Origin of the sequence: Sphingomonas sp. GM_Shp_1 (assembly GCF_026540895.1) — a bacterium.
Taxonomy (GTDB): Bacteria; Pseudomonadota; Alphaproteobacteria; order Sphingomonadales; family Sphingomonadaceae; genus Sphingomonas.
Window position 1 is genome coordinate 1 of sequence record NZ_JALNUR010000010.1, and the last position, 25,192, is coordinate 25,192.

General features: G+C 67.5%; 24 protein-coding genes. 10 read left to right on the forward strand and 14 right to left on the reverse strand.

The window, feature by feature from the left end; translation table 11 throughout:
- Positions 1-231: 231 nt before the first annotated feature.
- Genes OXQ33_RS07200 through uxuA form a run of 3 tightly spaced genes read right to left on the reverse strand, consistent with a single transcriptional unit; the run spans position 232 to position 4,216 of the window.
- The gene (locus tag OXQ33_RS07200) at positions 232-1,608 is read right to left on the reverse strand and encodes a mannitol dehydrogenase family protein (RefSeq protein WP_267434013.1); all 1,377 of its coding nucleotides are present in this window, start codon (positions 1,606-1,608) and stop codon (positions 232-234) included.
- Positions 1,605-3,017 carry a glucuronate isomerase gene (gene uxaC / locus OXQ33_RS07205; protein WP_267434014.1) on the reverse strand — a complete coding sequence of 471 codons (1,413 nt, stop codon included), beginning with the start codon at positions 3,015-3,017 and terminating at the stop codon, positions 1,605-1,607. Before uxaC ends, OXQ33_RS07200 begins: the two co-directional genes overlap by 4 nt.
- Positions 3,014-4,216 (reverse strand): mannonate dehydratase, encoded by a 1,203-nt coding sequence (gene uxuA / locus OXQ33_RS07210; protein WP_267434015.1) that lies wholly within the window; start codon positions 4,214-4,216, stop codon positions 3,014-3,016. The genes uxaC and uxuA overlap by 4 nt, the downstream gene beginning before the upstream one ends.
- Positions 4,217-4,357: 141 nt before the next feature.
- Here uxuA and OXQ33_RS07215 point away from each other — a divergent pair, with 141 nt between their 5' ends.
- Positions 4,358-5,263 carry a sugar kinase gene (locus OXQ33_RS07215; protein WP_267434016.1) on the forward strand — a complete coding sequence of 302 codons (906 nt, stop codon included), beginning with the start codon at positions 4,358-4,360 and terminating at the stop codon, positions 5,261-5,263.
- Between the two features lie 178 nt (positions 5,264-5,441).
- Entirely contained in the window at positions 5,442-7,118 is a 1,677-nt protein-coding gene (locus OXQ33_RS07220) for an alpha-L-fucosidase (protein ID WP_267434017.1), read from the forward strand.
- 559 nt (positions 7,119-7,677) lie between these two features.
- Here the strand turns inward: OXQ33_RS07220 and rplA are convergent.
- Together rplA and rplK are read right to left on the reverse strand one after the other, a co-directional pair.
- On the reverse strand, positions 7,678-8,370 hold the full coding sequence (rplA, locus tag OXQ33_RS07225; protein ID WP_267434018.1) for a 50S ribosomal protein L1: 693 nt from the start codon (positions 8,368-8,370) through the stop codon (positions 7,678-7,680).
- 4 nt (positions 8,371-8,374) lie between these two features.
- Complete coding sequence (gene rplK / locus OXQ33_RS07230; RefSeq protein WP_007407063.1) at positions 8,375-8,806, reverse strand: 50S ribosomal protein L11; 432 nt, start codon at positions 8,804-8,806, stop codon at positions 8,375-8,377.
- Between the two features lie 243 nt (positions 8,807-9,049).
- Here rplK and OXQ33_RS07235 point away from each other — a divergent pair, with 243 nt between their 5' ends.
- From OXQ33_RS07235 to OXQ33_RS07245, 3 genes are read left to right on the forward strand one after another with little or no spacing between them, the layout of a single operon-like run.
- Positions 9,050-9,811 carry a hypothetical protein gene (locus OXQ33_RS07235; RefSeq protein ID WP_267434019.1) on the forward strand — a complete coding sequence of 254 codons (762 nt, stop codon included), beginning with the start codon at positions 9,050-9,052 and terminating at the stop codon, positions 9,809-9,811.
- A gap of 9 nt (positions 9,812-9,820) precedes the next feature.
- Positions 9,821-10,984, forward strand: coding sequence for a M48 family metallopeptidase (locus OXQ33_RS07240; protein ID WP_267434020.1), 1,164 nt, complete (start codon positions 9,821-9,823; stop codon positions 10,982-10,984).
- Positions 10,981-11,568 (forward strand): hypothetical protein, encoded by a 588-nt coding sequence (locus OXQ33_RS07245; protein ID WP_267434021.1) that lies wholly within the window; start codon positions 10,981-10,983, stop codon positions 11,566-11,568. Before OXQ33_RS07240 ends, OXQ33_RS07245 begins: the two co-directional genes overlap by 4 nt.
- 254 nt (positions 11,569-11,822) lie before the next feature.
- Here the strand turns inward: OXQ33_RS07245 and nusG are convergent, their stop codons facing one another.
- The 4 genes from nusG to OXQ33_RS07265 form a co-directional block, all read right to left on the reverse strand.
- On the reverse strand, positions 11,823-12,359 hold the full coding sequence (nusG, locus tag OXQ33_RS07250) for a transcription termination/antitermination protein NusG (RefSeq protein ID WP_007407052.1): 537 nt from the start codon (positions 12,357-12,359) through the stop codon (positions 11,823-11,825).
- 10 nt (positions 12,360-12,369) lie between these two features.
- Positions 12,370-12,567, reverse strand: coding sequence for a preprotein translocase subunit SecE (secE, locus tag OXQ33_RS07255; protein WP_058715474.1), 198 nt, complete (start codon positions 12,565-12,567; stop codon positions 12,370-12,372).
- A gap of 547 nt (positions 12,568-13,114) precedes the next feature.
- On the reverse strand, positions 13,115-13,297 hold the full coding sequence (locus OXQ33_RS07260; RefSeq protein ID WP_267434022.1) for a YbdD/YjiX family protein: 183 nt from the start codon (positions 13,295-13,297) through the stop codon (positions 13,115-13,117).
- The gene (locus OXQ33_RS07265; protein WP_267434023.1) at positions 13,294-15,339 is read right to left on the reverse strand and encodes a carbon starvation CstA family protein; all 2,046 of its coding nucleotides are present in this window, start codon (positions 15,337-15,339) and stop codon (positions 13,294-13,296) included. The genes OXQ33_RS07260 and OXQ33_RS07265 overlap by 4 nt, the downstream gene beginning before the upstream one ends.
- Positions 15,340-15,486: 147 nt before the next feature.
- On the opposite strand from OXQ33_RS07265, the gene OXQ33_RS07270 reads away from it, so the two are divergent.
- Both OXQ33_RS07270 and OXQ33_RS07275 read left to right on the forward strand, forming a co-directional pair.
- The gene (locus OXQ33_RS07270) at positions 15,487-16,344 is read left to right on the forward strand and encodes a DUF4253 domain-containing protein (RefSeq protein WP_267434024.1); all 858 of its coding nucleotides are present in this window, start codon (positions 15,487-15,489) and stop codon (positions 16,342-16,344) included.
- A gap of 102 nt (positions 16,345-16,446) precedes the next feature.
- Entirely contained in the window at positions 16,447-17,040 is a 594-nt protein-coding gene (locus tag OXQ33_RS07275) for an NADPH-dependent FMN reductase (RefSeq protein ID WP_267434025.1), read from the forward strand.
- Between the two features lie 251 nt (positions 17,041-17,291).
- Here OXQ33_RS07275 and OXQ33_RS07280 read toward each other — a convergent pair whose 3' ends face one another.
- The gene (locus OXQ33_RS07280) at positions 17,292-17,963 is read right to left on the reverse strand and encodes a thymidylate kinase (protein WP_267434026.1); all 672 of its coding nucleotides are present in this window, start codon (positions 17,961-17,963) and stop codon (positions 17,292-17,294) included.
- A gap of 1 nt (position 17,964) precedes the next feature.
- Complete coding sequence (locus tag OXQ33_RS07285) at positions 17,965-18,243, reverse strand: chorismate mutase (RefSeq protein ID WP_267434027.1); 279 nt, start codon at positions 18,241-18,243, stop codon at positions 17,965-17,967.
- A gap of 110 nt (positions 18,244-18,353) precedes the next feature.
- Here OXQ33_RS07285 and OXQ33_RS07290 point away from each other — a divergent pair, with 110 nt between their 5' ends.
- The 3 genes from OXQ33_RS07290 (at position 18,354) to OXQ33_RS07300 (ending at position 22,426) form a co-directional block, all read left to right on the forward strand.
- Positions 18,354-19,364 carry a polyprenyl synthetase family protein gene (locus OXQ33_RS07290; protein ID WP_267434028.1) on the forward strand — a complete coding sequence of 337 codons (1,011 nt, stop codon included), beginning with the start codon at positions 18,354-18,356 and terminating at the stop codon, positions 19,362-19,364.
- A gap of 317 nt (positions 19,365-19,681) precedes the next feature.
- On the forward strand, positions 19,682-22,132 hold the full coding sequence (gene hrpB, locus OXQ33_RS07295; protein WP_267434029.1) for an ATP-dependent helicase HrpB: 2,451 nt from the start codon (positions 19,682-19,684) through the stop codon (positions 22,130-22,132).
- A gap of 12 nt (positions 22,133-22,144) precedes the next feature.
- Positions 22,145-22,426 (forward strand): ETC complex I subunit, encoded by a 282-nt coding sequence (locus OXQ33_RS07300; RefSeq protein ID WP_267434030.1) that lies wholly within the window; start codon positions 22,145-22,147, stop codon positions 22,424-22,426.
- A 674-nt stretch (positions 22,427-23,100) separates the two neighbouring features.
- Here the strand turns inward: OXQ33_RS07300 and OXQ33_RS07305 are convergent.
- From OXQ33_RS07305 to OXQ33_RS07315, 3 genes are read right to left on the reverse strand one after another with little or no spacing between them, the layout of a single operon-like run.
- Positions 23,101-23,619 carry an NUDIX hydrolase gene (locus OXQ33_RS07305; protein WP_267434031.1) on the reverse strand — a complete coding sequence of 173 codons (519 nt, stop codon included), beginning with the start codon at positions 23,617-23,619 and terminating at the stop codon, positions 23,101-23,103.
- A gap of 11 nt (positions 23,620-23,630) precedes the next feature.
- Entirely contained in the window at positions 23,631-24,296 is a 666-nt protein-coding gene (locus OXQ33_RS07310) for a hypothetical protein (RefSeq protein ID WP_267434032.1), read from the reverse strand.
- 1 nt (position 24,297) lies between these two features.
- Positions 24,298-25,191: a TPM domain-containing protein gene (locus OXQ33_RS07315; protein WP_267434033.1), complete on the reverse strand. Its 894-nt coding sequence runs from the start codon at positions 25,189-25,191 to the stop codon at positions 24,298-24,300.
- Position 25,192: the final 1 nt, after the last annotated feature.

Consider the following 25,192-nt stretch of genomic DNA (forward strand, 5'->3'; position numbering starts at 1 on the left):
ATGATGGACGATGCCTCGGCCACCGGCATGACCTCCCGCGTCGAGCGCACGCCCGGCGACGCCTCTGCGGAAGACGCGCCCAAGGACGGGCAGTAATCCCGCCAATTCCTCCCCAAGCTCTGCTTGGGGAGGGGGGACCGCCGCGAAGCGGTGGCGGAGGGGCATGGACGCGAGCGGTGACACCCCTCCGTCAGTCCTGCGGACTGCCACCTCCCCTTGCAGGGGAGGAATTTATAGGGTGATCTGGCGGACCAACGCCGCGCGCTGCGCTTCGGTCGGCTGCCATTGGCTCGCCATCGAGCCGCCCGGCCCGAACAGCGCATCCACGACCGATGCCGCATCGCCCTGTGCCCATAGTCCGGCCAGTTCCGCCCGGCGAGGATCGGGCGACGCATCATGCCCCGTGCGGATGAAGCGCAGCCACGCGGCCAGCGCGGTCAGCGTCGCGGGCGCGTCACCGCCATGCGCCGCGAGCGCGGACAGCCAGCGCGGCCCCACCTTTTGCGATCCGTCGCTGGCGATCTGCGACAGGCGATGCTCCAGCGTGACATTGGCGAAGCGGGCGAGCAGCGCATCGGCATAGGGGCCGAGCGCCTGCCCTTCGGCGGCGGTAAAGCTGGTCGCCGCCTCGTCGCGCATCAATGCTTCCACCATCGGGCGGATCGCAGGGTCGGCGACCGCCTGGTGGACGAACTGATGCCCCCGCTCCAGCCCCAGATAGGCGAGCGCCGAATGCGCGCCGTTGAGCATGCGCAGCTTCGCGGTCTCATAGGGCGCGACATCGGCGACGAACTGCGCACCGCCGATGTCCCAGCGGGGGCGGTCGCCGGCGAAATCGTCCTCGATGACCCATTGGCGATAGGGCTCGGTGATGACGGCGGCCTCGTCGCGCATGCCCAGCATCGCTTCCACGCGCGCGCGGTCGGCATCGGTGACGGCGGGGACGATCCGGTCGACCATGGTATTGGGACAGCGCCAGTCCCGCTCGAACCAGTCGCGCGCGGCATCCTGACCCCGATGGTCGAGGAACGCGGCCACCCCGGCGCGCAGCACCCGGCCATTGTCGGGCAGATTGTCGCAGCTCACCAGCGTCAGCGGCCCCAGCCCGGCCGCCTGACGCGCGACCACGGCTTGAGCGAGATGGTGATAGATGCTGTTCCCGTCCGCGACGATCCCAGCCAGATCGGTCGCGCCATCGGGCCGCCGCCAATAGCCCTTCTCGGTCACGGTCAGCGTCACGATCCGCGTATCGGCCGAGGCCAGCAATGCCGCCAGCCGCTCGGGCGCCCTAGCCGCGACCGTCACCTCGCGGATCGCGCCGATCAGGCGGACGGACTCTCCCTCGCTGGAGCGTTCCGTGACGGTATAGAGCCCGTCCTGCGGCGCCATCTGGTCATGCACGCCGCCCGAACGCAGCGATGCGCCCGCGATCGCCCAGTCGCGATCGCCCGCCGCCATCGCATCATCGGTATAGACCGCCTGATGCGCCCGGTGGAACGCGCCCAAGCCGAGATGCACGATGCCGATCCGCTGGCCCGCCCGGTCGTAACCGGGCCGCACGACGGAGGCGGGCAGGGCGGCGGCGGTCGCTTCGTTCAGCCGGGTCACAAGCGGTACGCCGAGCGGACCAGACCGTTGGTCAGCGCATGGGCCAGCTCCACCGCTTCGTCCTCCTCCAGCCGATGCTCGGCGACGAGACGCGCCAGGAAGCCGCAATCGACCCGCCGCGCCACGTCATGCCGCGCCGGGATCGACAGGAAGGCGCGGGTGTCGTCGTTGAACCCGACCGTGTTGTAGAAGCCCGCCGTCTCGGTCGTCATCTCGCGGAAACGGCGCATCCCCTCCGGGCTGTCATGGAACCACCAGGCGGGGCCCAGCTTCAGGCAAGGGTAGTGCCCGGCCAGCGGCGCCAGTTCGCGCGCATAGACACTCTCGTCCAGCGTGAAGAGGATGATGGTCAGGTCGCGCTCATTGCCGACCACGTCGAGCATGGGCTTGAGCGCATGGACATAATCGGTGCGCATCGGCATGTCCGCGCCCTTGTCGCGACCATGGCTGGCGAACAGCCCCGCATTGTGGTTGCGGTAGGATCCGGGATGGATCTGCATCGTCATGCCGTCCGCGACGCTCATCTTCGCCATCTCGGTCAGCATCTGCGCGCGGAAGAGTTCCGCATCAGCGGGCGTCCAGCTACCGCCGACGATGCGCGCGAACAGCGCCTCGCATTCCGCCGTCGACAGGTTCGCGGTCGCCGCCGTCGGGTGGCCATGATCGGTCGCGGTCGCACCCAAAGCGCGGAAGGCGGCGCGGCGCTTGGCATGGGCGGCGAGATAGCCCGACCAGCTATACACGTCCCCGCCGGTCAACTCGGCGAAGCGCTGCATCGCAGCCGTAAACTGCTCATGCTCGACATCGATCACGCTGTCGGGGCGATAGGTGGTGATGACGCGACCCTGCCAGCCAGACGCCTGGATCGCCTGGTGATGGACCAGCGGATCGTCGGCGCCTTCGGTCGTCGCCAGGCATTCGATGCGGAACCGCTCGAACAGCGCACGCGGGCGGAAGGTGGGGGTGGCCAGCGCCTCGCCGATCGCATCGAAATAGCGGTCGGCGGTCGCCTCCTCCAGCGCTACATCGAAGCCGAACACTTCGGCAAAGACATGGTCCAGCCACATCCGCGACGGGGTGCCCCGGAACAGGTGATAGTTCGCCGCGAACAGCCGCCACGCCGTACGCGGATCGGTGGCGGGGCGGCCGCCGCGATGGGGGATGGCCAGATCGTCGAGCGCGATGCCCTGGCTGTAGAGCATCCTAAAGACATAATGATCGGGCGCGAGCAGCAGGTCGCTGGCGTCGCGCCACGGCTCGTCGGTCGCGAACCAGCGCGGATCGGTGTGGCCGTGCGGGCTGATGATCGGCAGGTCGGCGATCTCGGCGTACAGCGTCCGGGCGATCCCGCGTGTCGTCGGATCGGCGGGGAACAGCCGGTCGGGGTGCAGCGCCAGCGGACGGGTCATGCGGTCAACTCCAGTTCGGCGCGCGCCACCGTCTTGTCGAGGCCCAGCATATGCACGATCCCGCGCTCCAGCCCGCGCAACTCGGCCATACCCCGCATCCGACCTAGCAGCGAATAGCCCGGATTGGAGGTGCGATGAAGGTCGTCCATCATCCGATGGCCATGGTCGGGCCGCATCACGATCGAACGACCCCGGTCGTGTGAAATCTCGACGATCGCGCGCATGACCTCGGTCATCCGGGCGCTGCCGCCCAGATGCTCGGCCTCCTGGAAGTTGCGCTCGCCCTCTTCCCAGCCGACCGAGCGGAGGTGGAGGAAGTCGATCCGGTCGGCGAAGCGGCGGACCATGGCGGGCAGGTCGTTGTCGGGCCGCGCGCCGAACGAGCCCGTACAGAAGCACAGCCCGTTCGCCATCGACGGCACGGCGGCGTAGAGATGGTCCAGATCCTCCGCGGTGCTGACGACGCGCGGCAGGCCGAAAATGGGGAAGGGGGGATCGTCGGGATGAACGACCAGCGTGATGCCGACCTCTTCCGCGATCGGGCAGACCGCGCGCAGGAAGGCGATATGGTTGGCGCGCAGCGCATCGGCATCGATCCCGGCATAGCTGTGGATCGCGCGGAGAAAGGCGGGCGAGTCGAAGCTCTCTTCGCTGCCCGGCAGGCCGGCGATGATCGTGCGCTCCAGCCGGTGGCGCTCTTCCGGGCTCATCGTGGCGAAGCGCCGGGCGGCGGCGGCGCGGACGCTGTCCGAATAATCCGCCTCCGCCCCCGGACGGCGCAGCATATGGATGTCATAGGCCGCGACCGCTGCCCATTCGAAGCGCAGGGCAGTCGCGCCGTCGGGCAGCCGCCAGTCCAGATCGGTCCGAGTCCAGTCGAGCAGCGGCATGAAATTATAGGTGACGGTGCGGATGCCCTCGGCCGCGAGGTTGCGCAAGCTGTCGCCATAGGCCCGGACCAGTTCGTCCGTCAGTTCGCCGCGCTTGATCGCGTCATGGACGGGCAGGCTCTCGACCGTCGACCAGCCGAGCCCCGCCGCCGCGATCATTGCGCGCCGCTCCGCGATCGCCTCGCGCGGCCAGACCACGCCGTTGGGAATCTCGTGCAGCGCGGTCACGACTTCCGTGGCACCTGCCTGGCGGATATGGGACAAGGGGATGGGATCGGCGGGGCCGAACCACCGCATAGACTGGATCATCAACACGCCGTCATCCCCGTCCCGAACCCTGGTTTTTCCGCGTTCGCGGTAGCATCGCCCGGTCTGGTTGACCAGTTACAAATTTTGGCCTTGCCACTATAGGGCGGCTGTGGCGCCATGGGCCTGTAGGAGAGAATATCGATGCGGATCGTGATCGTCGGCGAAGGAATGGTCGAGCTGTCGCGCGCGGGGGGCGATCTGTGGCGGCTCGGCCATGGCGGCGACACGCTGAACACCGCGATCCATCTGGCGCGGATGGGGCGGGACGTGCGCTATGTCACGGCGCTGGGCGAGGATGCGTTCAGTGCCGGATTGCTGAGCGACTGGGCGGCCGAGGGGGTCGACACCTCGCTGATCCAGCGCGACCCCATGCGGATGCCGGGGCTGTACGCCATCGCGACCGATGCGAATGGCGAGCGCAGCTTCGCCTATTGGCGCGGAGAGAGCGCGGCGCGGCGGACCCTGTCCCTGCCCGGTGCGGAAGCGGTGATGGCCGCGGCGGAGCAGACCGATCTGTTGCTCTTCTCGCTGATCACGATGGCCATTCTGGATGACGAGGGACGCGATCGGTTGATCGCGCTGGCCGGTCGCGTGCGGGCGCGGGGTGGCCGGGTCGCGTTTGACGGCAATTACCGCCCGCGCTTGTTCCGCGACCAGCAGGAGGCGCAGCATCTGTGCCGCCGCGCCATTGCGGTCTGCGACATCGGCCTGCCCACGCTGGAGGACGAGGCGATGCTGAATGGCGCGGCCTCGGCGGTGGAGGTGCAGGCGCAGTGGCAGGGGCTCGGTGCCGAGGAAGTCGTGGTGAAGCTCGGCGCGGAAGGCTGTCTGCTCGGCGGCGTCGGTGTCGTTCCCCCGCCCGAGCGCCTGTCGCCGCGCGATACCAGCGGGGCGGGCGATGCCTTCAACGCCGGATATCTGGGCGCGCGGCTCGATGGGGCGTCGCCGGAGGAGGCAGCGGTTCGGGGGCATTTGCTGGCGGGCTGGACGGTGATGCGGCCGGGTGCGATCCCTGCGCGCGACGAAGCGCTGGCCGCTTTGCGGTGATGAATTTGGACTAACCAAATTGCCATGTCCGGTCGCATCGTTTATCCTCGGCTGGTCATCGCCGTTATCACAGGCGAATTCTGCATATCGCTTATGAAAATGCTTGCATGGCAGCGAACGGAATGACAGCTTAACTCCGACAAGACCGGCAGTGCTGCGGGTGTGACGGGAGGGCGGGATGAAGGTCAATCGGCGCGATCTGTTGGGGGCGGTCGGAATGGCGGGCGCGTCGACGGCGCTGTCCTCTCCAGCGGGAGCCGCCGGCATGGCGGCGGCGCAGGACCGTCCCTTCACGCCGGACTGGGCATCCCTATCCGCCGGTTACAGCGCGCCCGACTGGTATCGCGACGCCAAGTTCGGGATGTGGGCGCATTGGGGGCCGCAATGCGTGCCGGAGGAGGGCGACTGGTATGCCCGCGACATGTATATCCAGGGCTCGCGCGCCTATAATGCCCATATCAAGAAATACGGCCATCCCAGCAAGGTCGGTTTTCTCGACGTGGCGGGCCAGTGGAAGGCGGAGCGCTGGAACCCCGAACACTTGCTCGACCTCTATACTCGCGCGGGTGCCAAATATTTTGTCGCGCTCGCCAATCACCACGACAATATCGACACCTTCGCCTCGTCGCATCCGTGGAATACCACCCGGATCGGCCCCAAGCGCGATATCGTCGGCACCTGGGCGAAGCTCGCGCGGGCGCGGGGGCTGCGCTTCGGCGTGTCGAACCACGGCGCGCATAGCTGGCACTGGTACCAGCCCGCTTATGGTTACGATCCGGAAGGACCGATGCAGGGCAGGCGCTATGACGCCGCGTGGCGACGGACGGCGGACGGGCGGGGTACCTGGTGGGAGGGGCTGGACCCGCAGCTTCTCTACAACGGTCCGATCATGCCCATGCCCGACGGCATCACCAACCGGACCGAGGCACAGGCCTTTCACGATCGCAACGACAGCATGTGGACCGAGGGGCGTCCGCCCAACCGCCCCGACTATGTCGAAGGCTGGGCGCGGCGCTGTCGCGAACTGATCGACAATTACCAGCCCGACCTGCTCTATTTCGACGATATCGACCTGCCGCTGGAGCAGACCGGGCTCGACATGGCGGCCTATTATTACAACGCCAATCGCCGCTGGCATGGCGGGCGGCTGGAGGGCGTGCTGACCGCCAAGACCACGCCCGCGCACCGCCGCATGGCGCTGGTCGACGATGTGGAGCGCGGCGGCAAGACCTATATCGAGACCTATCCGTGGCAGACCGATACCTGTATCGGCAACTGGCATTACGACCGGGCACTCTACGAGCGTGACGGTTACAAGAGCGCCGCCACGGTGATCCATACGCTGTGCGATGTCGTGTCGAAGAACGGCAATCTGCTGCTCAACGTGCCGATGCGCGGCGACGGGACGATCGACGAGAAGGAGGAAGCGATCGTCGAGGGCATCGCCGCCTGGATGGGCCGCTATGGCGGGGCGATCCATGGCTCGCGGCCGTGGCGCGTCTTCGGCGAAGGGCCGGGTATGGGCGGCGGCGGCATGTTCAGCGAGTCGCAAAAGTCCAAATATGGCGCCAGGGACATCCGCTATGTCCGCAAGGGCGATCAGGTCCATGCGCTGCTGCTCGGCTGGCCCGAGGACGGCGTGGCGCGGCTGACGCTGTTCGCGACGGGCAACACGATCGGACGCGGCGAGGTGTCGCGGGTGACGTTGTTCGGCGATACGACTCCGCTGCCCTTCCGCCGCACCGGCGACGCGCTGGAGGTGACGCTGCCCGCCCGCGCGCGTGATGCGATCGGGGTGCCGCTCGTCCTGTCGGGTCGCGAGCTGGTCGAGGGGAGTTTGCCCGACCCGGCGTGATGTCGCCCCAATCCTCCCCAAGCTTGCTTGGGGAGGGGGACCGCCGGGCGCAGCGCGGTGGTGGAGGGGCTTGCCGGACCGACGAAGTGGTCAATTCGTGAGCCGATCGACATTCGGGCGGAAGGACCATCTTTCCTCCCCTTACAGGGGAGGGGGACCATGCGTAGCATGGTGGAGGGGTGTCCCCCTATCGATAGCGCGACACCCCTCCGTCAGGCCTGACGGCCTGCCACCTCCCCTGCAAGGGGAGGAATGGATCAATGTTGATTGACCCCAGTTCGTCTTCGTCTTGGCCGGGGCAAAGCGGAACATCGCCTCACGCGGGGCATGGATCGAGGGCAGGGCAACGCCCCTCCACCACGCCCTGACGGGCGCGGTCCCCCTCCCCATCGGAGATGGGGAGGAATGGTTCTGTCGAAATTTTCCCCAAGCTGTACTTGGAGGCCGCCGGGCGCAGTCCGGCGGTGGAGGGACAAAGGCCCGACGCCGAACCCCAAAGAAAAAGGGGCCGGAACCATGGTTCCGACCCCCAATTTCTCAGCCTTTCGGCAGCGGCGGATTACGCGCCCGGGATTTCCGAGACGTTCACCTTGATGCCGCGGCCCATCGTCGACGAGACGGCGACCTTGCGGACATACTTGCCCTTCGCGCCCGACGGCTTGGCCTTGATCAGCGCATCGACCAGCGCGTCGAAGTTCGCGCGCAGGTCTTCCGCCGGGAACGACGCCTTGCCGATGCCCGAGTGGATGATGCCGGCCTTCTCGACACGATACTCGACCTGACCGCCCTTGGCCGCCTTGACGGCTTCGGCGACGTTCATGGTCACGGTGCCCAGCTTCGGGTTCGGCATCAGGCCCTTGGGGCCCAGCACCTTGCCGAGGCGACCGACGACGCCCATCATGTCCGGGGTCGCGATGCAGCGGTCGAAGTCGATGGTGCCGCCCTGGATGGTTTCCATCAGGTCTTCGGCACCCACGACGTCGGCGCCAGCGGCACGCGCTTCGTCGGCCTTCGCGCCCTTGGCGAACACGCCGACGCGGACGGTCTTGCCGGTGCCCTTGGGCAGGGTGACGACGCCGCGGACCATCTGGTCGGCGTGGCGCGGGTCAACGCCCAGGTTGACGGCGACTTCGATCGTCTCGTCGAACTTCGAGGTCGCGTTGGTGCGCGCCAGCGAGATCGCTTCGTCGATGCCGTGCAGCTTCTCGGCGTCGATCTGGATCGCCTTCTGCTTCTTGGTCAGCTTCGCCATGATATCAGCCCTCCACCACTTCGAGGCCCATCGCGCGGGCGGAGCCTTCGATGATCTTGGTCGCAGCCTCGATGTCGTTGGCGTTCAGATCCTTCATCTTGACCTGGGCGATTTCCGCGAGCTTCGAGCGCGCGATCTTGCCCGCCGATACCTTGCCCGGCTCCTTCGAGCCCGACTTCAGGTTGGCGGCCTTCTTGATGAGGTAGGTCGCAGGCGCGGTCTTCGTCTCGAACGAGAACGAACGGTCGGCATAGACGGTGATGACGGTGGGCAGCGGGGTGCCCTTCTCGACTTCGCCGGTCTGCGCGTTGAACGCCTTGCAGAATTCCATGATGTTCACACCGCGCTGACCCAGCGCCGGGCCGATCGGCGGCGAGGGGTTGGCGGCGCCTGCAGGAACCTGCAGCTTGATATAGCCGGTAATCTTCTTTGCCATGTCACTCTCATTTCAAGTCTAGCGGTCGTGACGGGCACGAAGGCATAGGCCAGCGCACCCTCCCGCAAGGGTTCCGTCGCATGATGCTAGGGAAGCGCGGGCCGATAGCGGAAAACGGCGTGCGACGCAAGCGAAGCAATTCGCTTGTCAGGGCCGATCCGGCCATGTCAGACTGCCTGTAGGATGGACGATCCGGCCGGGGGAGTGGCCAGATCCGCCATCGGTTGAACGGGGGTTCGACACATGCGAAGGATCACGGGCACGCTCGCCCTGGCGGCGGCGCTGATGCTGGTCGCCGCGCCGTTGGCGGCACAGGAAAAGACCGGCAACCGGCCGGGTTTCACGCTGGCACCCGGCACCGCCACCATCGTCCTGATGCGGCCCGAGATTCAGGCGGGGTCGCAATCGACCGGCGGCTCCTATGAACCCAATGCCGACTGGACCGACCAGGCCCGCGAGAATCTGGGGAAGGCGCTGGCCGAGGCGCAAGGCAGGCTGGGCAACCGCGTCGTCAGCTATGTCGAGCCGACGGGGCAGGGGGCGGCGGCGGCTCACGAATATCGCGCGCTGTTCACCGCGCTGGCCGATTCGGTCATCACCTATCAGTTCTTCCCGGGCAACCGCCTGCCCACCAAGAAGCGCGACGACAGCTTCCTCTGGTCGATCGGGCCCGAGATCGCGAAGCTGCCGGGTCTGGAGGGGGCGGACTATGCCCTGTTCGTCACCACCGAGGATCATTTCGGATCGACCGGGCGCAAGCTGCTCCAAATCTTCGCCGCCGGGGTGGCTGGCGTCGGGGTGAGTTCCGGGGTGCACAAGGGCTTTGCCGGGCTGATCGACCTGAAGACCGGCGATCTGGTCTGGCTGAACGCCGATCTCGCCATGGGCGGCGACGTCCGCACGCCCGAGGGCGCGAGCAAGCGCGTCGCCCAGTTGCTGGAAGGTTTCCCGGGCAAGCCGTCCGAAGCCGCCACCTCAGCCCCGACTTCGATCGCCGCGCGATAGGGCAGGGTGATGAACGCATGGATGATCGCCGCCGCGCTCGCCGGCGCGGCCATGGGCACGGGTGCGTCCGACAGACTGGCCCCACCGCCACCCTATCAGGCCGCCTATACGCCGACGACGGTCGACGAACGCGGGCTGTGGCAACAGGCGGACGAGGCGGAGCGCGACCTGCGCGACTCGCCCGTCGTGATCCGGGATGCGGCGCTGAACGCCTATATGAGCCGGGTGCTGTGCCGCTCGGTGGGCGAGGATCGCTGCCGGGGCGTGCGCATCTATGTGGTGCGAGCTCCCTATTTCAACGCCTTCATGGCTCCCAACGGAATGATGGTCGTGTGGACCGGCACGTTGCTGCGCCTGCGCGACGAGGCGGAGCTGGCGGCGGTGCTGGGGCATGAATTCGGGCATTTCGAGATGCGCCATTCGCTCGCCAGCTTTCGCCAGCGCCGGACCATCGGCGACATCATCGCCTGGGCCGGAGTGGCGGCCCCCTATAGCCTGTTGCCGGTCAGCCTGATCCGGCTGCATTTCGCGTACAGCCGGGGGCAGGAGACCGAGGCCGACCTGATGGGCCTGCGCTATCTGAAGGCGGCGGGCTATCGCCCACGAGCGGCGTCGCGGATCTGGGAACGGATCATGGCGGAGGAGGATGCCACCGCGCTGGGGCGCAAGCGGCATGTCACCCATCGCTATTCGGCGGGCTTCTTCGCCGACCATCCGACCGAGCTGACCCGTGCGACCTATCTGCGCGATGCGGCGGGCCAGGATGGCGAGAGCGGCGACGATGCGCGCGAGAGCTTCCAGACGGCCATGCAGCCCTTGCGCGCGACGTTTCTGGCCGACCAGATCAAGCTGAACGATTTCGGCGGATCGGAATATCTGCTCGGCGAACTGGCGAGCGGACAATGGACGCCCGAACTGCTGGTGACGCGCGGGGAATTGTACCGGGAGCGGGGCAATCCGCGCGATCTGGTCAGCGCCGCGCAATTTTATCAGCAGGCGATCGATGCGGGCTGTACCGACCCGATCGCCTGGCGTGGCCTCGGCCTGTCCTTGCTACGGGGGCAGCAGGTGGAGGCCGGGCGCGCGGCGTTGAAGACCTATCTGGAGCGGGCGCCGCAGGCGAGCGACCGGGCGGCGATGGCGATGTTGATCGGGGAAGGGGGCGTGCAGTGAAGACTTTCAGGATCGCGATGATGGGGCTGGCGCTGGTCGCCGCGCCGGTGGCGGCTGGCAACCGGCTGATCGCGGCGGGACAGGCGGTGACGGTCGCCAAGTCGACGCTGACGGTCACGCCGTCGGTCGAATGGAACAAGCTGGGCGAGCGACCTGGGCGCAACTCGGAGACATGGACCTTCGACGGCGATGCGCTGAACGACCTGACCTTTTACGGCGGCATCGAACCCGAGCGGACTCTGTTCCGCGAGGTCAGCAAGCGCACCAAGCCGCTGCCGCGCGTCAAGGCGACGATGCTGGTGACCGACATTCCGACCTTGGTCGAGAACAGCTATCGCATCGCGCTGGAGACGCCGCTGTTCAGCGTCGACGGGATGGAGCCGATGGCCTTTGCGGGCAAGCCGGGGATCCGTTTCACCTACAGCTTCACGCGGCCGCATGAGGACCTGCCGCGCAAGGGAGAGGGGCGAGCGGCGATGATCGACGGCAAGCTGTACCTCATCACCTTCGAGGCGCCGAGGCTGCACTATTTCGACGCGGGCGTGGCCGCGTTCCGACAGGTGGCGGACAGCGCGAAGCTGTAAAGAGCGGCTTCTTCGATCTAGGCCGACCATCCGTTCGCACCGAGACCTTCGGCTGGCTGGCAAGCCAGCCGTGCAGGATGAACTTCGGCGCATCGCGCCGACGTCGAAGTGCGCGGGATTCGCGCGCGGCGGGGGGCGGGGGCTTCGACTTCGCTCAGCCTGAACGGAGGTTTGGGAAGGGGAGCAGGAGGCCCGATACAAAAAGGGCCGGTGGCGTTGCCGCCCCGGCCCCCGTTCCGTCGATCTAGCAGGGCTTACTTCGAGCGTTCGACCTGCTCGAAATCCAGTTCCACCGGGGTGGCGCGACCGAAGATCGACACCGACACCTTGACCTTGGACTTGTCGAAATCCAGTTCCTCGACCACGCCGTTGAAGCTGGCGAAGGGGCCTTCCAGCACCTTGACCGCGTCGCCGATCTCGTAATCGACCTTGACCTTGTGCTTCGGGGCGGCGGCGGCTTCTTCCTTGGAATTCAGCATCCGCGTGGCTTCGCTTTCGCTGATCGCCTGCGGCTTGCCCATCGCGCCCAGGAAGCCGGTGACCTTCGGCGTGTTCTTGACGAGGTGATAGACCTGGTCGTTCATGTCGAGCTTGGCCAGCACGTAACCGGGCATGAACTTGCGCTCGACCGCGATCTTCTTGCCGCGGCGGGCCTCGGTCACGGTTTCGGTCGGAACTTCGATCTGCGCGACGAGATGGTCGAGACCCAGACGGGTCGCCTCGGCCATGATCGAGTCGCGGACCTTGCCCTCGAAACCGGAATAAGCGTGGATGATGTACCAGCGCGCCATGGGAAACCTTTTACTTCGCGAGCGACAGCAGGGTGCGGACCAGCGTCTCGAAGAACGAGTCGACCGCCAGGAAGAAGATGGCCAGGATCGTGGTCATCACGACCACCATCACGCCGGTCATCACCGTTTCGCGCCGCGTCGGCCAGACGACCTTCTTGGTTTCGGTCTTGACCTGGTTGATGAATTCGATGGGGGTCGTCTTCGCCACTCGTGCCGTTCCCGCACCTGCGTTGAAATTACTGTCAGCGGGGCATGGGTCCGCCGTCGCCTGCCCCAGGGGGCCTGCGACGAAAGGTCCGTCCGCGCTGTTCGGATGGGCACGCGATGTAGCTGTGGCTTGGTCAAAAGGCAAGGGCGGGGCGGGGTGGCGCTTTTTCGTTCGCGCGAAGCCGCGACGGCGCGAAGAAAGTGGGTTCGCGCGGAGGCGCGGAGACGCGGAGGTTTTCGGGTTCGCGCAGAGGCGCGGAGGACGCAGAGGGGTATCCTGGTGGCCATCGAGGCCGGCACCCCCACCTCCGTTCAGCCTGAGCGTAGTCGAAGGCCAAGGGCAAGCATCGCCCAAGGTCCTCAAGCCGCAGGCTTGAACCATCAAACGTTAGACACTCCTGATCGCTTGGCGGGTGTCATCCCATGGCCTTCGACTACGCTCCGGCTGAACGGAGGGAAGGGGTGTAGGCCTCTTCTTCGTCTCTCCGCGCCTCCGCGTCTCCGCGCGAACCCACCTTCTTCGTGTCATCGCGTCTTCGCGCGAACAATCAACAGCACCGCCCACCATTCTTCCCCCCGTACCGCGCCTGTTGCCGCTCGCGGAAGAAGGTCACCTCGTCCATCGGCTCCCGGTCGGGATGCCTGGCCGCCATGTGCGCCACATAGGCCTCATAGCTGGGCATCCCGACCAGGGCGTTGCCGATCTCGCGCAGGCGGGCGAGCCAGCTCATTCGGCGGCCACCGGTTCGGGCGGAACCTCGGTCACGCTCGGCCGGTCGATCCGACGTGCGATCAGGCAGGTGCGCACCGCATAGACCAGGATCGCCAGCACCACGCCCAGGAAGATCGCGCACAGCCCCGCGTCGATCCGGTCGTTGAACACGATCCGCCCCATCTCCGCCATGGTCTTGGCGGGCGGCAGCAGCTTGCCCGATGCCGCGGCGTCCGCGAACTTGTCGGCATGGGCCAGGAAGCCGACGCGCGGATCGGCGGAGAAGATCTTCAGCCACCCGGCGGTCAGCGTACAGGCGAGCAGCCAGACGGTCGGCACCACCGTGATCCAAGCGAAGCGGTCCTTCTTCATGCGGAACAGCACGACGGTCGACAGCATCAGCGCCACGGCCGCCAGCATCTGGTTGGAGATGCCGAACAGCGGCCACAGCGTGTTCACCCCGCCCAGCGGATCGGTAACGCCCTGATAGAGGAAGAAGCCCCAGGCCGCGACGCACAGGCCGGTCGCGATCAGGCCGGGCGCGACCTTGCTCGATCCGCGGAAGCTGGGGACGACCAGCCCGATCAGGTCCTGAAGCATGAACCTGCCTGCGCGCGTGCCCGCATCGACGGCGGTCAGGATGAACAGCGCCTCGAACAGGATGGCGAAGTGATACCAGAAGGCCTTCATCGCCTGTCCGCCGAACAGGTGGCTGAAGATTTCCGCCATCGCCACGGCCAATGTAGGCGCGCCCCCTGCGCGGCTGATAATGGTATGCTCGCCCACATCCTTGGCGACCTGCGTGAGCGTCTCGGGCGAGATGGGGAAGCCCATCGCGGTGACGGCGGCGGCGGCGCTGGCGGGATCGGTGCCCAGCACGGCGGCAGGCGCGTTCATCGCGAAATAGACGCCCGGATCAAGGATCGAGGCGGCGACCAGCGCCATGATCGCCACCGCGCTTTCCATCAACATCGCGCCGTAACCGATGAAGGGCGCGTCCTTCTCGCTGGCGATCAGCTTCGGCGTGGTGCCGCTGGCGATGAGGGCATGGAAGCCCGACACCGCGCCGCACGCGATAGTGATGAACAGGAAGGGGAAGAGCGGTCCCGCCCAGACCGGCCCGCTGCCGTCGATGAACTTGGTGAGGGCGGGCATCTTGAGCGGCGGCGCCATGATGACGATGCCGATCGCCAGCGCCACGATCGCGCCGATCTTTAGGAAGGTCGACAGATAGTCGCGCGGCGCCAGCAGCAGCCACACCGGCAGGACCGAGGCGACCGCGCCGTACCCGATCAGCAGGAAGCAGAGTTGCACCGGCGTGAAGGTGAACAGCGGCGCCAGCGTCGCCGATTCGGCGATCGACTGGCCATAGACGATGGCGAGAATCAGGCCGATGAAGCCGATGATCGACACCTCGCCGATCTTCCCCGGCCGCACCCAGCGGGTATAGCCGCCCATCAGCATGGCGAGCGGCACGGTCGCCGCCACGGTGAACAGGCCCCAGGGGCTTTCGGCCAGCGCCCGCACGACGATCAGAGCCAGCACCGCCAGGATGATGACCATGATCATGAAGGCGCCGAACAGCGCGATGGTGCCCGCCACGGGGCCCATCTCCATGCGGATCAACTCGCCCAGCGAACGCCCGTCGCGCCGCATCGACAGGAACAGGACGAGGAAATCCTGCACCGCCCCTGCCAGCACCACGCCCGCCAGAATCCACAAGGTCCCGGGCAGATAGCCCATCTGCGCCGCCAGCACCGGACCCACCAACGGACCCGCGCCCGCGATGGCGGCGAAGTGATGGCCGAACAGCACCGTCCGGTCGGTCGCGACATAGTCCAGCCCGTCGGCGCGACGGATGGCGGGAGTGGGGCGGCTGGGGTCGATGCCGATCACCCGCGCGATGAACAGCGCATAATAACGATAGGCGATCAGATAGACCGAGACGGCGGCGGCCACGATCCATAGCGCGTTGATCGGCTCGCCCCGCACCGTCGCGACCACGCCCAGCGCGCCCGCTCCGACGATCGCCAGCGCGATCCAGGGAAGGTGTTTCGTCATGCCCCGTCCGGTCCTCTTCTTATGCTATCGATTTCCCTTCTAGCCCGGCGGAGAGGGTGTGCCAGCCCCGAATGTCGCGATCGAACGGATTGCGGATCGTAACGAACCCGTGCCAAACTCCTGTGCATGAGGCCGACGCGACGATGGATGATCGGGGGACTGATCGGGGGATTGGGCGCGAGCGGCCTGTTCGCGGCGGCACGGTCGATTGCGGGAGAACGGGCGGTGAAGGACCTATCCCATCTGACCCCGGAACAGCGGGCCCGCTATGAGGCCATGCACAAGCGGATGATGGCGGCCCTGACCTATGAGCGTGTCACCGTGCCCGGCAAGGATGCGCTGGCGGAGTGGGAGCGGCTGAAGGCGTCGGGGCGTGGCTGGCCGGTGGTGATCGGCAGCGACGAGGATCTGGAGCGGATCGCCGACCAGTTCACGACCGACGATCCCACGATATTCGGCGGCGTGCCAGGCAGTACGCCGCGCCCGCCCGCGCAAATCTTGGCGGCGGCGGAGGCTATTCGCTTTCCCGCGGACCTTCAGAAATGGTCGGGCGCCTATCGTCCCGAAGACCTTCGCGCGCCGCTCGGCGATTGGCCCACGCTGGTAGGGGACTATGCCCCCGATGTCGGGCCGAGCATCGCCAACGACCTGATGACCGGCGCGCCGCATGACCGGGTGCATATCCTGCTGCTGCCCGCCGGTCATGGCTGGGAAGCCCCGGCCTATCTGCGCTGGGGCAATTGGAATGCCTGTCCCCCGCCGGAATATCATGTCGCGGCGTTGCGCGACTGGAACCGGCGCTACGGGGCGGAGCTCGTCGCGGTCAACGGCGACACGATGGATATCCGCGTCCGCACCCGCCCGCGCGACCGGGCCGAGGCCGTGGCGCTGGCGCGCGACATGTATGGATATTGCCCCGACATCATCGACCAGGGAGCGGGTTCGATCTCCTCGCTGGCGGCCGGCCTGATGGAATCGGACTGGTGGTATTTCTGGTGGGACTGACCGTCGGAGCCAAGCCTTGAAGCCGTGGCACGGCTCGTGGGCCGCTCCGGACGGATGAACTTAGGGCTTGCCCCTGTCGCGCGTCCGGGGTGAAAGGCGGGCATGGCCAGTCCTTCCTCTTCTCCGCTTGTCGTCGGTATCGGTGGCACGATCGGCAGCGTCTCCTCGACCGAACGCGCGCTGCGAATCGCGATGACTGCGGCTGCCGACGAAGGGTTCCGCACCCATGTCTTCGGCGGCGAGGACCTGGCGCGCCTGCCGCTCTACAATCCCCGCGCCGCGACGCGGACCGAGGCCGAGCGGACCTTTGTCCAAACGGTGCGGCAGGCCTCCGCTGTCATCATCGCCAGCCCCGGCTATCATGGCAGCATTTCCGGGCTGGTGAAGAACGCGCTCGATCTGCTGGAGGAAACGGCGAAGGACGACCGACCCTATCTCGCCGACCTGCCCGTCGGGCTGATCGCCACCGCCTATGGCTGGCAGGCGACGGGGTCGACCATCGCCGCGCTCCGCTCGATCGTCCACGCCCTGCGCGGCTGGCCGACGCCTTTTGCTGCGGCGGTGAACACCCAGCAGACGCGGTTCGATGAATCCGGCCAGATCGGCGATGCGACGGTGGAGGGGCAGTTGCGGCTGGTCGGCCAGCAGGTCGCCCGCTTCGCTCCGCTGGCGGGGACTATCCGCGCGTCGAATTGAGGGCTGTTGTCGTCGCCCGGATTTTTGGTTCACGCGAAGCCGCGATGGCGCGAAGATGTTGATTTCGCGCGGAGGCGCGAAGGACGCTGAGATGTCCCGCGCGCGATAGCCCGCAGTCCTCCTTCGTCGGTCGCTGGCGGAAGAAGGGATGCGTTGCCCGCAGGGTACGACACCTCCGCGTTCTCCGCGCCTCCGCGCGAACCATCCTCTTTCTCTTCGCGGCATCGCGCCTTCGCGCGAAATAAAGGAAACTACCCTAACCGCTCCGTCACCAGCGCGGTGATCTCGTCGGCGATCTCCGCCGGATCGCGCAACGCGCCATGCGCCACGGTCGACACCGTCGCCCATTCGCCCAGCATCGCGCCGTCCGCCATCGCGACATAATTGGCCCGCACCCGCGCCTGAAGCCCCAGATCGGCCTCATAGGCGTCATAGGTGTCGTCGGTGTAGCTCCGCTTGCGCTTGCGGGCGATCAGGTCGCGCGCCACCTCCAGCGGCGTGTCGAGATAGACCGACAAATGGGGCGCCGGCAGGCGGAACTGGACCGTCTCCAGCCGCTCGATCCATTGCAGCAGGGCTTCGGCCTGGTCGGGCGGCACCTGGGCGGCCTGATAGGCCATGTTCGACGCGATATAGCGGTCGAATACGATGACGTCGTGTGCCGCCGCCAGTTCGACCAGATGCGGGCGCGATTCGAATCGGTCGAGCGCATAGAGCGTCGCCGCCGTTTCGGGCGCGGCGGCATGGGGCAGGCGACCGGCCAGATACTCGCCCAGCGCCCAGCCGCCGATCGTGTCGCCATAACGTGGAAAGGACAACGCCGCCGCCGACAGCCCGGCGGCGTTCAACCGCTCGGTCACCGCCGCCGTCGCGGTCGCCTTTCCCGCGCCGTCCGCGCCCTCGATCGCCAGAAGAAAGGCCATGTCAGCCGCGCAGGCGTTCGTGGTGGCGGATCACCTCGTCGATGATGAAGCGCAGGAATTTCTCGGAAAATTCCGGGTCGAGCTGGGCGTCCGAGGCCAGTTGGCGAAGCCGGGCGATCTGCGACTCTTCCCGGCCCGGATCGGCGGGGGGCAGGCCGTTCTTCGCCTTATATTCGCCGACCGCCTGGGTGACCTTGAACCGTTCGGCCAGCATGAAGACGAGCGCGGCGTCGATATTGTCGATCGACTGGCGATAGCCGGTCAGCACGGTGTCGGACATGGTGGACGTGTCTCCCTCTGGCGCGCAGGGCTCCGCGCAATTTCGCGGCTGTCCTTTCGCGCTTAGACTTGCGTTCGGCAAGCGTTGTCGCCAGAGGCTCTTATCTGCCCATGACCGTAACCGCCACCCGCCTCGCCAAGCCTGCGCCCTCGCTGGACCCGATGATCCGGCTGGTGGCCGACGACATGAACGCCGTGAACCAGGTGATCATCGACCGGATGCGGTCGGAGATTCCGCTGATCCCGCAACTGGCCGGCCACCTGATCTCGGGCGGCGGCAAGCGGATGCGCCCGATGCTGACGTTAGCCAGCGCGCAGCTTCTGGGATATCAGGGCGCCAGCCATCATGTCCTGGCGGCGGCGGTCGAGTTCATCCACACCGCCACCTTGCTGCACGACGATGTCGTCGACGGATCGGATCTGCGGCGTGGGCGGCGGACCGCCAACATCATCTGGGGCAATCCCGCCAGCGTGCTGGTCGGCGACTTCCTGTTCAGCCGCTCCTTCCAGTTGATGGTCGATGCGGGCAGCCTGAAGGTGCTGAACATCCTGTCGGGCGCGTCGGCGGTGATCGCCGAGGGCGAGGTGAACCAGCTGACCGCCGTGCGACAGGTAGGTTTGCCTGAGGAACGCTATCTCTCGATCATCGATGCCAAGACCGCGGCTTTGTTCGCCGCCGCCTGCCGAATCGCCGCGGTCGTCGCCGAGCGGCCCGAGGCGGAGGAGCTGGCGCTGGAGGCTTATGGCCGCAACCTGGGCATCGCCTTCCAGCTGATCGACGATGCGATCGACTATGTTTCCGATGCGGGGACCATGGGCAAGGATGCGGGCGACGATTTCCGCGAGGGCAAGATGACCCTGCCGGTGATCCTGGCCTATGCGCGGGCGAGTGACGAGGAACGCGCATTTTGGAAGGACGCGGTCGAGGGGCGGCGGACGTCGGATGAGGACTTCGCCCACGCCATCGCGCTGGTCCGCAAGAGCCGCGCGGTCGACGACACCATGGCGCGCGCGCGGCATTATGGCGGTCTGGCGATCGAGGCGATCCGGGGCTTCGCCGATGGTCCGGCAAAGGCGGCGATGATCGAAGCGGTCGAGTTCGCGGTGGCGCGGGCGTACTGAGCCTCCTTTGACCCCGGCGAAGGCCGGGGCCCAGTTGCAGTGAATGATCGAAGGCGCGGGGCGGTTATCTCCCCCGTTTCGTATAGCGTGCCACGGGTCTGGTGGCGCCTGGGCTCCGGCCTTCGCCGGGGAACCGCTTGGCCAGAAGGCACCCCCTCCCTCCGTTCAGCCTGAGCGAAGTCGAAGGCCAAGGGAAAACCTGACATCTTGGCGAATGGCGGGGCGTGGGCTTCGACTACGCTCAGCCCGAACGGAGGTGGGGGGGGCACGGGCACGGGTTCTTCACCCCGCCCCCCAAACCCCCTATCGCAAGCCGCATGACCCTGCCCGTCACCGCCGTCCTGCCCGATCTGCTGGCTGCGCTCGCGAACGCCCCCAATGCCGTCCTCGTCGCCCCTCCCGGCGCGGGCAAGACCACGGCGGTTGCCCCAGCCTTGCTCGACCAGCCCTGGTGCACCGGCGAAGTCCTGCTGCTCTCCCCCCGCCGCCTCGCCGCCCGCGCTGCCGCCGAGCGGATGGCCGCGCTCGCCGAGGAGCCGGTCGGCCGCACCTTCGGTTATGCCACCCGCATGGATACCAAGGTCAGCGGCGCGACCCGTGTGACCGTCGTCACCGAAGGCATCTTCGTCGCGCGTATCCAGGCGGACCCCGAACTGGCGGGCGTCTCGGCGGTGCTGTTCGACGAAGTACATGAGCGCAGCCTGGACGGCGATTTCGGCCTGGCGCTGGCGCTCGATGCGCAAGCCGGGCTGCGGCCCGACCTGCGGCTGGTCGCCATGTCGGCGACGCTCGACGGCCGCCGCTTTTCCAGCCTGATGGGCGACGCCCCCGTCATCGAGAGCGAGGGGCGGAGCCATCCGCTGACCCTGCGCCATCTTGGTCGTGCCGCCGAGGCACGAATCGAGGACTCCGTCGCCTCCGCCATCCGCCGCGCGTTACAGGAGGAAGCGGAGGGCGACATCCTCGCCTTCCTGCCCGGCACCGCCGAGATCGCACGCACCGCCGAGCGGCTGGCGACCCTGCCCGACAGCATCGCGATCCACGAACTCCATGGCTCGCTCGACCCGGCGGCGCAGCGCGCGGCGATTCGGCGTGACCCGGAGGGGCGGCGGCGAATCGTGCTGGCCACCTCGATCGCGGAGACCAGCCTGACGCTCGACGGCGTGCGGATCGTAGTGGATTCGGGCCTTGCCCGCCGCCCTCGCTATGACCGCGCGGCGGGTATGACTCGGCTGGTCACCGAGCGCGCCAGCCAGGCCGCCGTCACCCAGCGCGCGGGCCGCGCCGCGCGCCAGTCGCCGGGCGTCGCATACCGGTTGTGGGAAGAGGCGGCGACGGCGGGCCTGCCGCGCTTCGACCCGCCCGAGATATTGGAGGCCGACCTGTCGGCGCTGCTGCTCGGCACCGCGCTGTGGGGCGTCAGCGATCCGCGTGCGCTGCCCTGGCTCGATCCGCCGCCCGAGGCCGCCGTCAACGAAGCGCGGGCACGCCTCACCGTGCTGGAGGCGCTGGACGAGACCGGCCGCCCGACCGCGCATGGCAAGGCGATCGCCCGGCTGCCGATGCCGCCGCGCCTGGCGCATATGCTGATCCGCAGCGGCGAGCGGGGGCTGGCCTCGACCGCCGCCGAGGTCGCGGTGCTGCTCGGCGAGCGGGGCATCGGCGGGCAGGATGTCGACTTGGAGCAGCGCCTGCGTCGCTGGCGAACCGAGCGTGGTCCCAAGGCCGAGGCGGCGCGCCAGATGGCGAAACGTTGGGCGAGCCTGGCCCCCAAGCCGGTCGAGCAGGAGGCATGGGATCATCCGGCGGGCGTGTGCCTGGCGCTCGCCTATCCCGACCGGGTGGCGCGACGACGCGATTCGACCGGCGAGAATTGGGCGAGCGTCGGGGGCAGGGGATTCCGGCTCGATCCCGCCTCGGCACTGGCGGGTTCGGAATGGCTGGCGGTGGGTGAGACGCAGGGGGCCGCCTCGGGCGCGCGAATCCTCTCCGCCGCGCCGCTCGACCTCGCCACCGTGGAGGCGCTGTTCGCGGAGCGGATCGAGACGCGGCGGACCGTCACCTTTAACCCCACGACCGGCGGGGTCGAGGCACTGCGCGAACGGCGGCTGGGCGGGCTTCGCCTGTCGAGCGGCCCCGATTCGGGTGCCTCGGCCGAGGCGATCGCGGAAGCGCTGGTCGAGGGGGTGCGGGCGCACGGCCTGTCGCTGCTCCCCTGGAGCGACGGGGCAGGGGCTTACCGGGCGCGCGCCGCTTATGCCGGGGTGGCGCTGGACGACGAAACGCTGATCGAACGGCTGGACGACTGGTTGCCTGCCTTGGTCGCGGGCAAAAGGCGGCTGGATGCCATCGCGCCCGGTGCGCTGACCGAGACGATTCGCAATCTGGTCGACTGGAACGACCAGAGGCGGATCGATTCGATGGCGCCGTCGCACTTCACCAGTCCGGCGGGCAGCAGTCATGCGATTGATTATGCGGCCGAAGGCGGTCCGCGTGTCGAACTGCGCGTACAGGCGCTGTTCGGGCTGGCGGAGCATCCGGTGATCGGCACGGAGCGCGTGCCCCTGGTCCTCAGCCTCACCTCGCCCGCCGGTCGGCCGATCCAGACGACGCGCGACCTGCCCGGTTTCTGGGCGGGAAGCTGGGGCGCGGTCGCCAAGGAAATGCGCGGTCGCTACCCCCGCCATCCCTGGCCGGACGACCCTGCGGCGGCCTCCGCGACGCTGCGTACGAAAAAGGCGGATGCAAGAGCCGCCGGTTCGCGATAAGGGACTATGATTATGGCCACCGCTCGCATCTTCCAGCGCCCCAAGAACGCGATGCAATCCGGCAAGTACCGGACCGATCGCTGGCAACTCGAATTCGAACCCACCGAGGCGAAACAGCCCGATCCCCTGACCGGCTGGGCCGGGAGCGGCGACACGCGGGAGCAGGTCCGCCTGACCTTCGCAACGCTGGAAGAGGCGATCGCCTATTGCCAGCGCGAGGGGCTCGACCACCATATCGTGCCGACGCCGCAGAAGACGCTGAAGCTGCAAAGCTACGCCGACAATTTCCGCTAAGCGGCGCTTTCACCCTTTATAATAGGGGACACCCCGGCGAAGGCCGGGGTCCGGTTTCTTTTGTTCGCGCGAAGCCACGATGGCGCAAAGAACCGGAAATGAATTTCGCGCAGAGGCGCGGAGGGCGCAGAGATGTCTGATCCAGCCGCGCCGCATGTCTGTCATCATAGGTCGTTGAAGCGAGATTTCGCTGCCGCGAGCCAGACACCTCCGCGTCCTCCGCGCCTCCGCGCGAACAACTCTTCTCTTCGTGTCATCGCGGCTTCGCGCGAACTCAAAGGACCAGGATGTCGCCGCGCAGCAGCAACAGCATCTTGTTATCCACCGCCCGCCCGCCGCACGACGTTCGCCGCAGAAGACGTTGAGGCTGCAAAGCTACGCCGACAATTTCTACTGAGCGGTGCTTTCGCCCTTTATACTGGGGGACCACCCCGGCGAAGGTCGGGGTCCAGCTCTTCTTGTTCGCGCAAAGCCGCGATGCCGCGAAGATTTCCGAATGAAATTCGCGCGGAGACGCGGAGGCGCGGAGATGTCGTGTCCAGCGGCGCCGCCATCCTGTCATCATCGGTCGTTGAAGAGGGATTTTGCTGCCGCAAGCCAGACCCCTCCGCGTTCTCCGCGCCTCCGCGCGAACAAAATGTCTTCTCTTCGCGTCGTCGCGGCTTCGCGCGAAATCAAAGCCCCAGGATGCCGCCACCCAGCAGCAACAGCATCTTGGCATCGACCGCCACGCCCGCCGCACGGCGCTCGGCGATGAAGGCGGGGACATCCGACAGCTTCACCCGGTGGACGGTGATCTGCTCGTCCGAATCGCCGCCGCCTTCGCCGACCTTCACCAGCCCGGTCGCGCGAACCAAGGTGAACCGCTCCGACGTCATGCCCGGTGACGAACAGAATTCGCCCAACGCTTCGATCCGCGACGGGCGATAGCCGGTTTCCTCCTCCAGCTCACGCGCCGCACCGTCGAGCACCGCCTCGCCCTCGGTCTCGTCGCCGATCAGCCCGGCGGGCATTTCCAGGCAGAAAGCGCCCAGCGGAATGCGGAACTGCTCGACCAGCAGGATATGGCCGTCGTCGATCGCCAGGATCACGGCGGCGCGGATGTCGCGCGGTCGGTCGGCATATTCCCAGGTGCCACGCTTGCGCAGCGCCAGGAAACGCCCCTCGGCCAGGGTTTCGAGGGGGGCGTCCATGCGGGAATCGGTCATAGCGAAATGGGTCTGTCCGGCAGTTCGTTGGTGTCGGCCGCCGTCTTGGGGAAATGCTCGGCCAGCACAAGCCCGATCCGCTCGACCGCCGCGCCGATCCCCTCGCCGACGCGCGCATCCGCGACATGGGGCAGCATCACCGCCATCGCCCGGCCCCAGGTCTCCGGCCCGACCTTGCCGGTGAGACCGGAGTCCGCGACGATCTCCGCCATATGCTCGTCATGCGAGAGGTAGAGTAGCACCCCATAGCGGCTGTCGGTCCGCCGCTCGGCCGAGACGCGGAACAACAACACCGCGCGCGCCCGGACGCGAGCATGGCGGATGCTCTTGGGGACGAGCGCGATGCGGCGCTTCACCGGGCCGAGGATCGCCACGACCAATGCAAAGACCAGGATCTGGGCGATCATCAGCACGCCGAGGATCAAATCCTCGCCGGGCGCGCTCCAGCCGTCATGGACCAGCGCCAGCAGCTTCAACCCCAGACCGGGGAAGAGCGCCGCGAACAAGGGCACCAGCAGCATCGCGCCTGCGCCATAGCAGAGCGCGACGTCGCGATACTCGTCCGAGCGGGGCGCGACGATGGTGACGATCTCCGCGTCGGTGCTCGCCTCCGCCCGCGCGACGGCGGCGGTGACCAGATCGCTATCGGTATCGCTCAACATCTCACCAATCCCCCGAAGCGCCGCCGCCCCCGAAATCGCCGCCGCCGCCGCCGGTAAAGCCGCCGCCGAACCACGATCCGTCGCTGCCCCCGCCGGACGATCCACCGCCCGAACTCCAGCCGCCGCCCGATCCGCCGCCGCTGCCCCAACCGGGGCCCCAGAGGATGATCGGCCAGCCGCCGCCCCCACCGCGACGGCCTCCGCCACCGCGATCGTCGTCGTCATCATCGTGGAAGCGCTGGCCCTGTTTGCGGCGAACCAAGGCCAGGACCACGAAGGCACCGACGAACACCACCAGCACGATGAGGATCGGAAAACCGTTGGCATCGCCGCCGCCGCGCCGATGCTGGCGGTCGAACTGCTTGGCGGCCTCGGCGACCTTGGCCTGGGCTTCCTCGGGCGAGGCACGAAGCTGCGCGATGACCGCGTCCGCGCCTGCGTTCAGCGCACCCGAAATATCGCCCGACTCGCGCAGGCGGGGAAGCATCAGGGTGCGGATCATCTGCGACGACCAGGCGTCGGTCAGGATCGGCTCCAGTCCGCGCCCGACCTCCAGCCGGGGGCCGCGCTGGCCCTTGCCCTCATTGGGCGCGACGAACAGGATCGCGCCATTGTCCGCATCCTTCAGGCCGACGCCCCAAGCCCGCCCCAGCCGATAGCCATAATCCTCCAGCGGATAGCCTTGCAGGTCGGGGATGGTCGCGACAACCAACTGGCGGCCGGTATCCTTTTGCAGGGCCTCCAGCTTCTGCTCGAGCTGTGCCTTGGTCGCGGGGTCGATCTTGTTTGCCGCATCGACGACCAGCCCGTCGAGCTTGGGAAAGGTCTGCGCCATGACCGGCATGGCGCAGAGGATCAGCCAGAGCCCGAGAAATGGGCGGAGCAACCGGGTCATG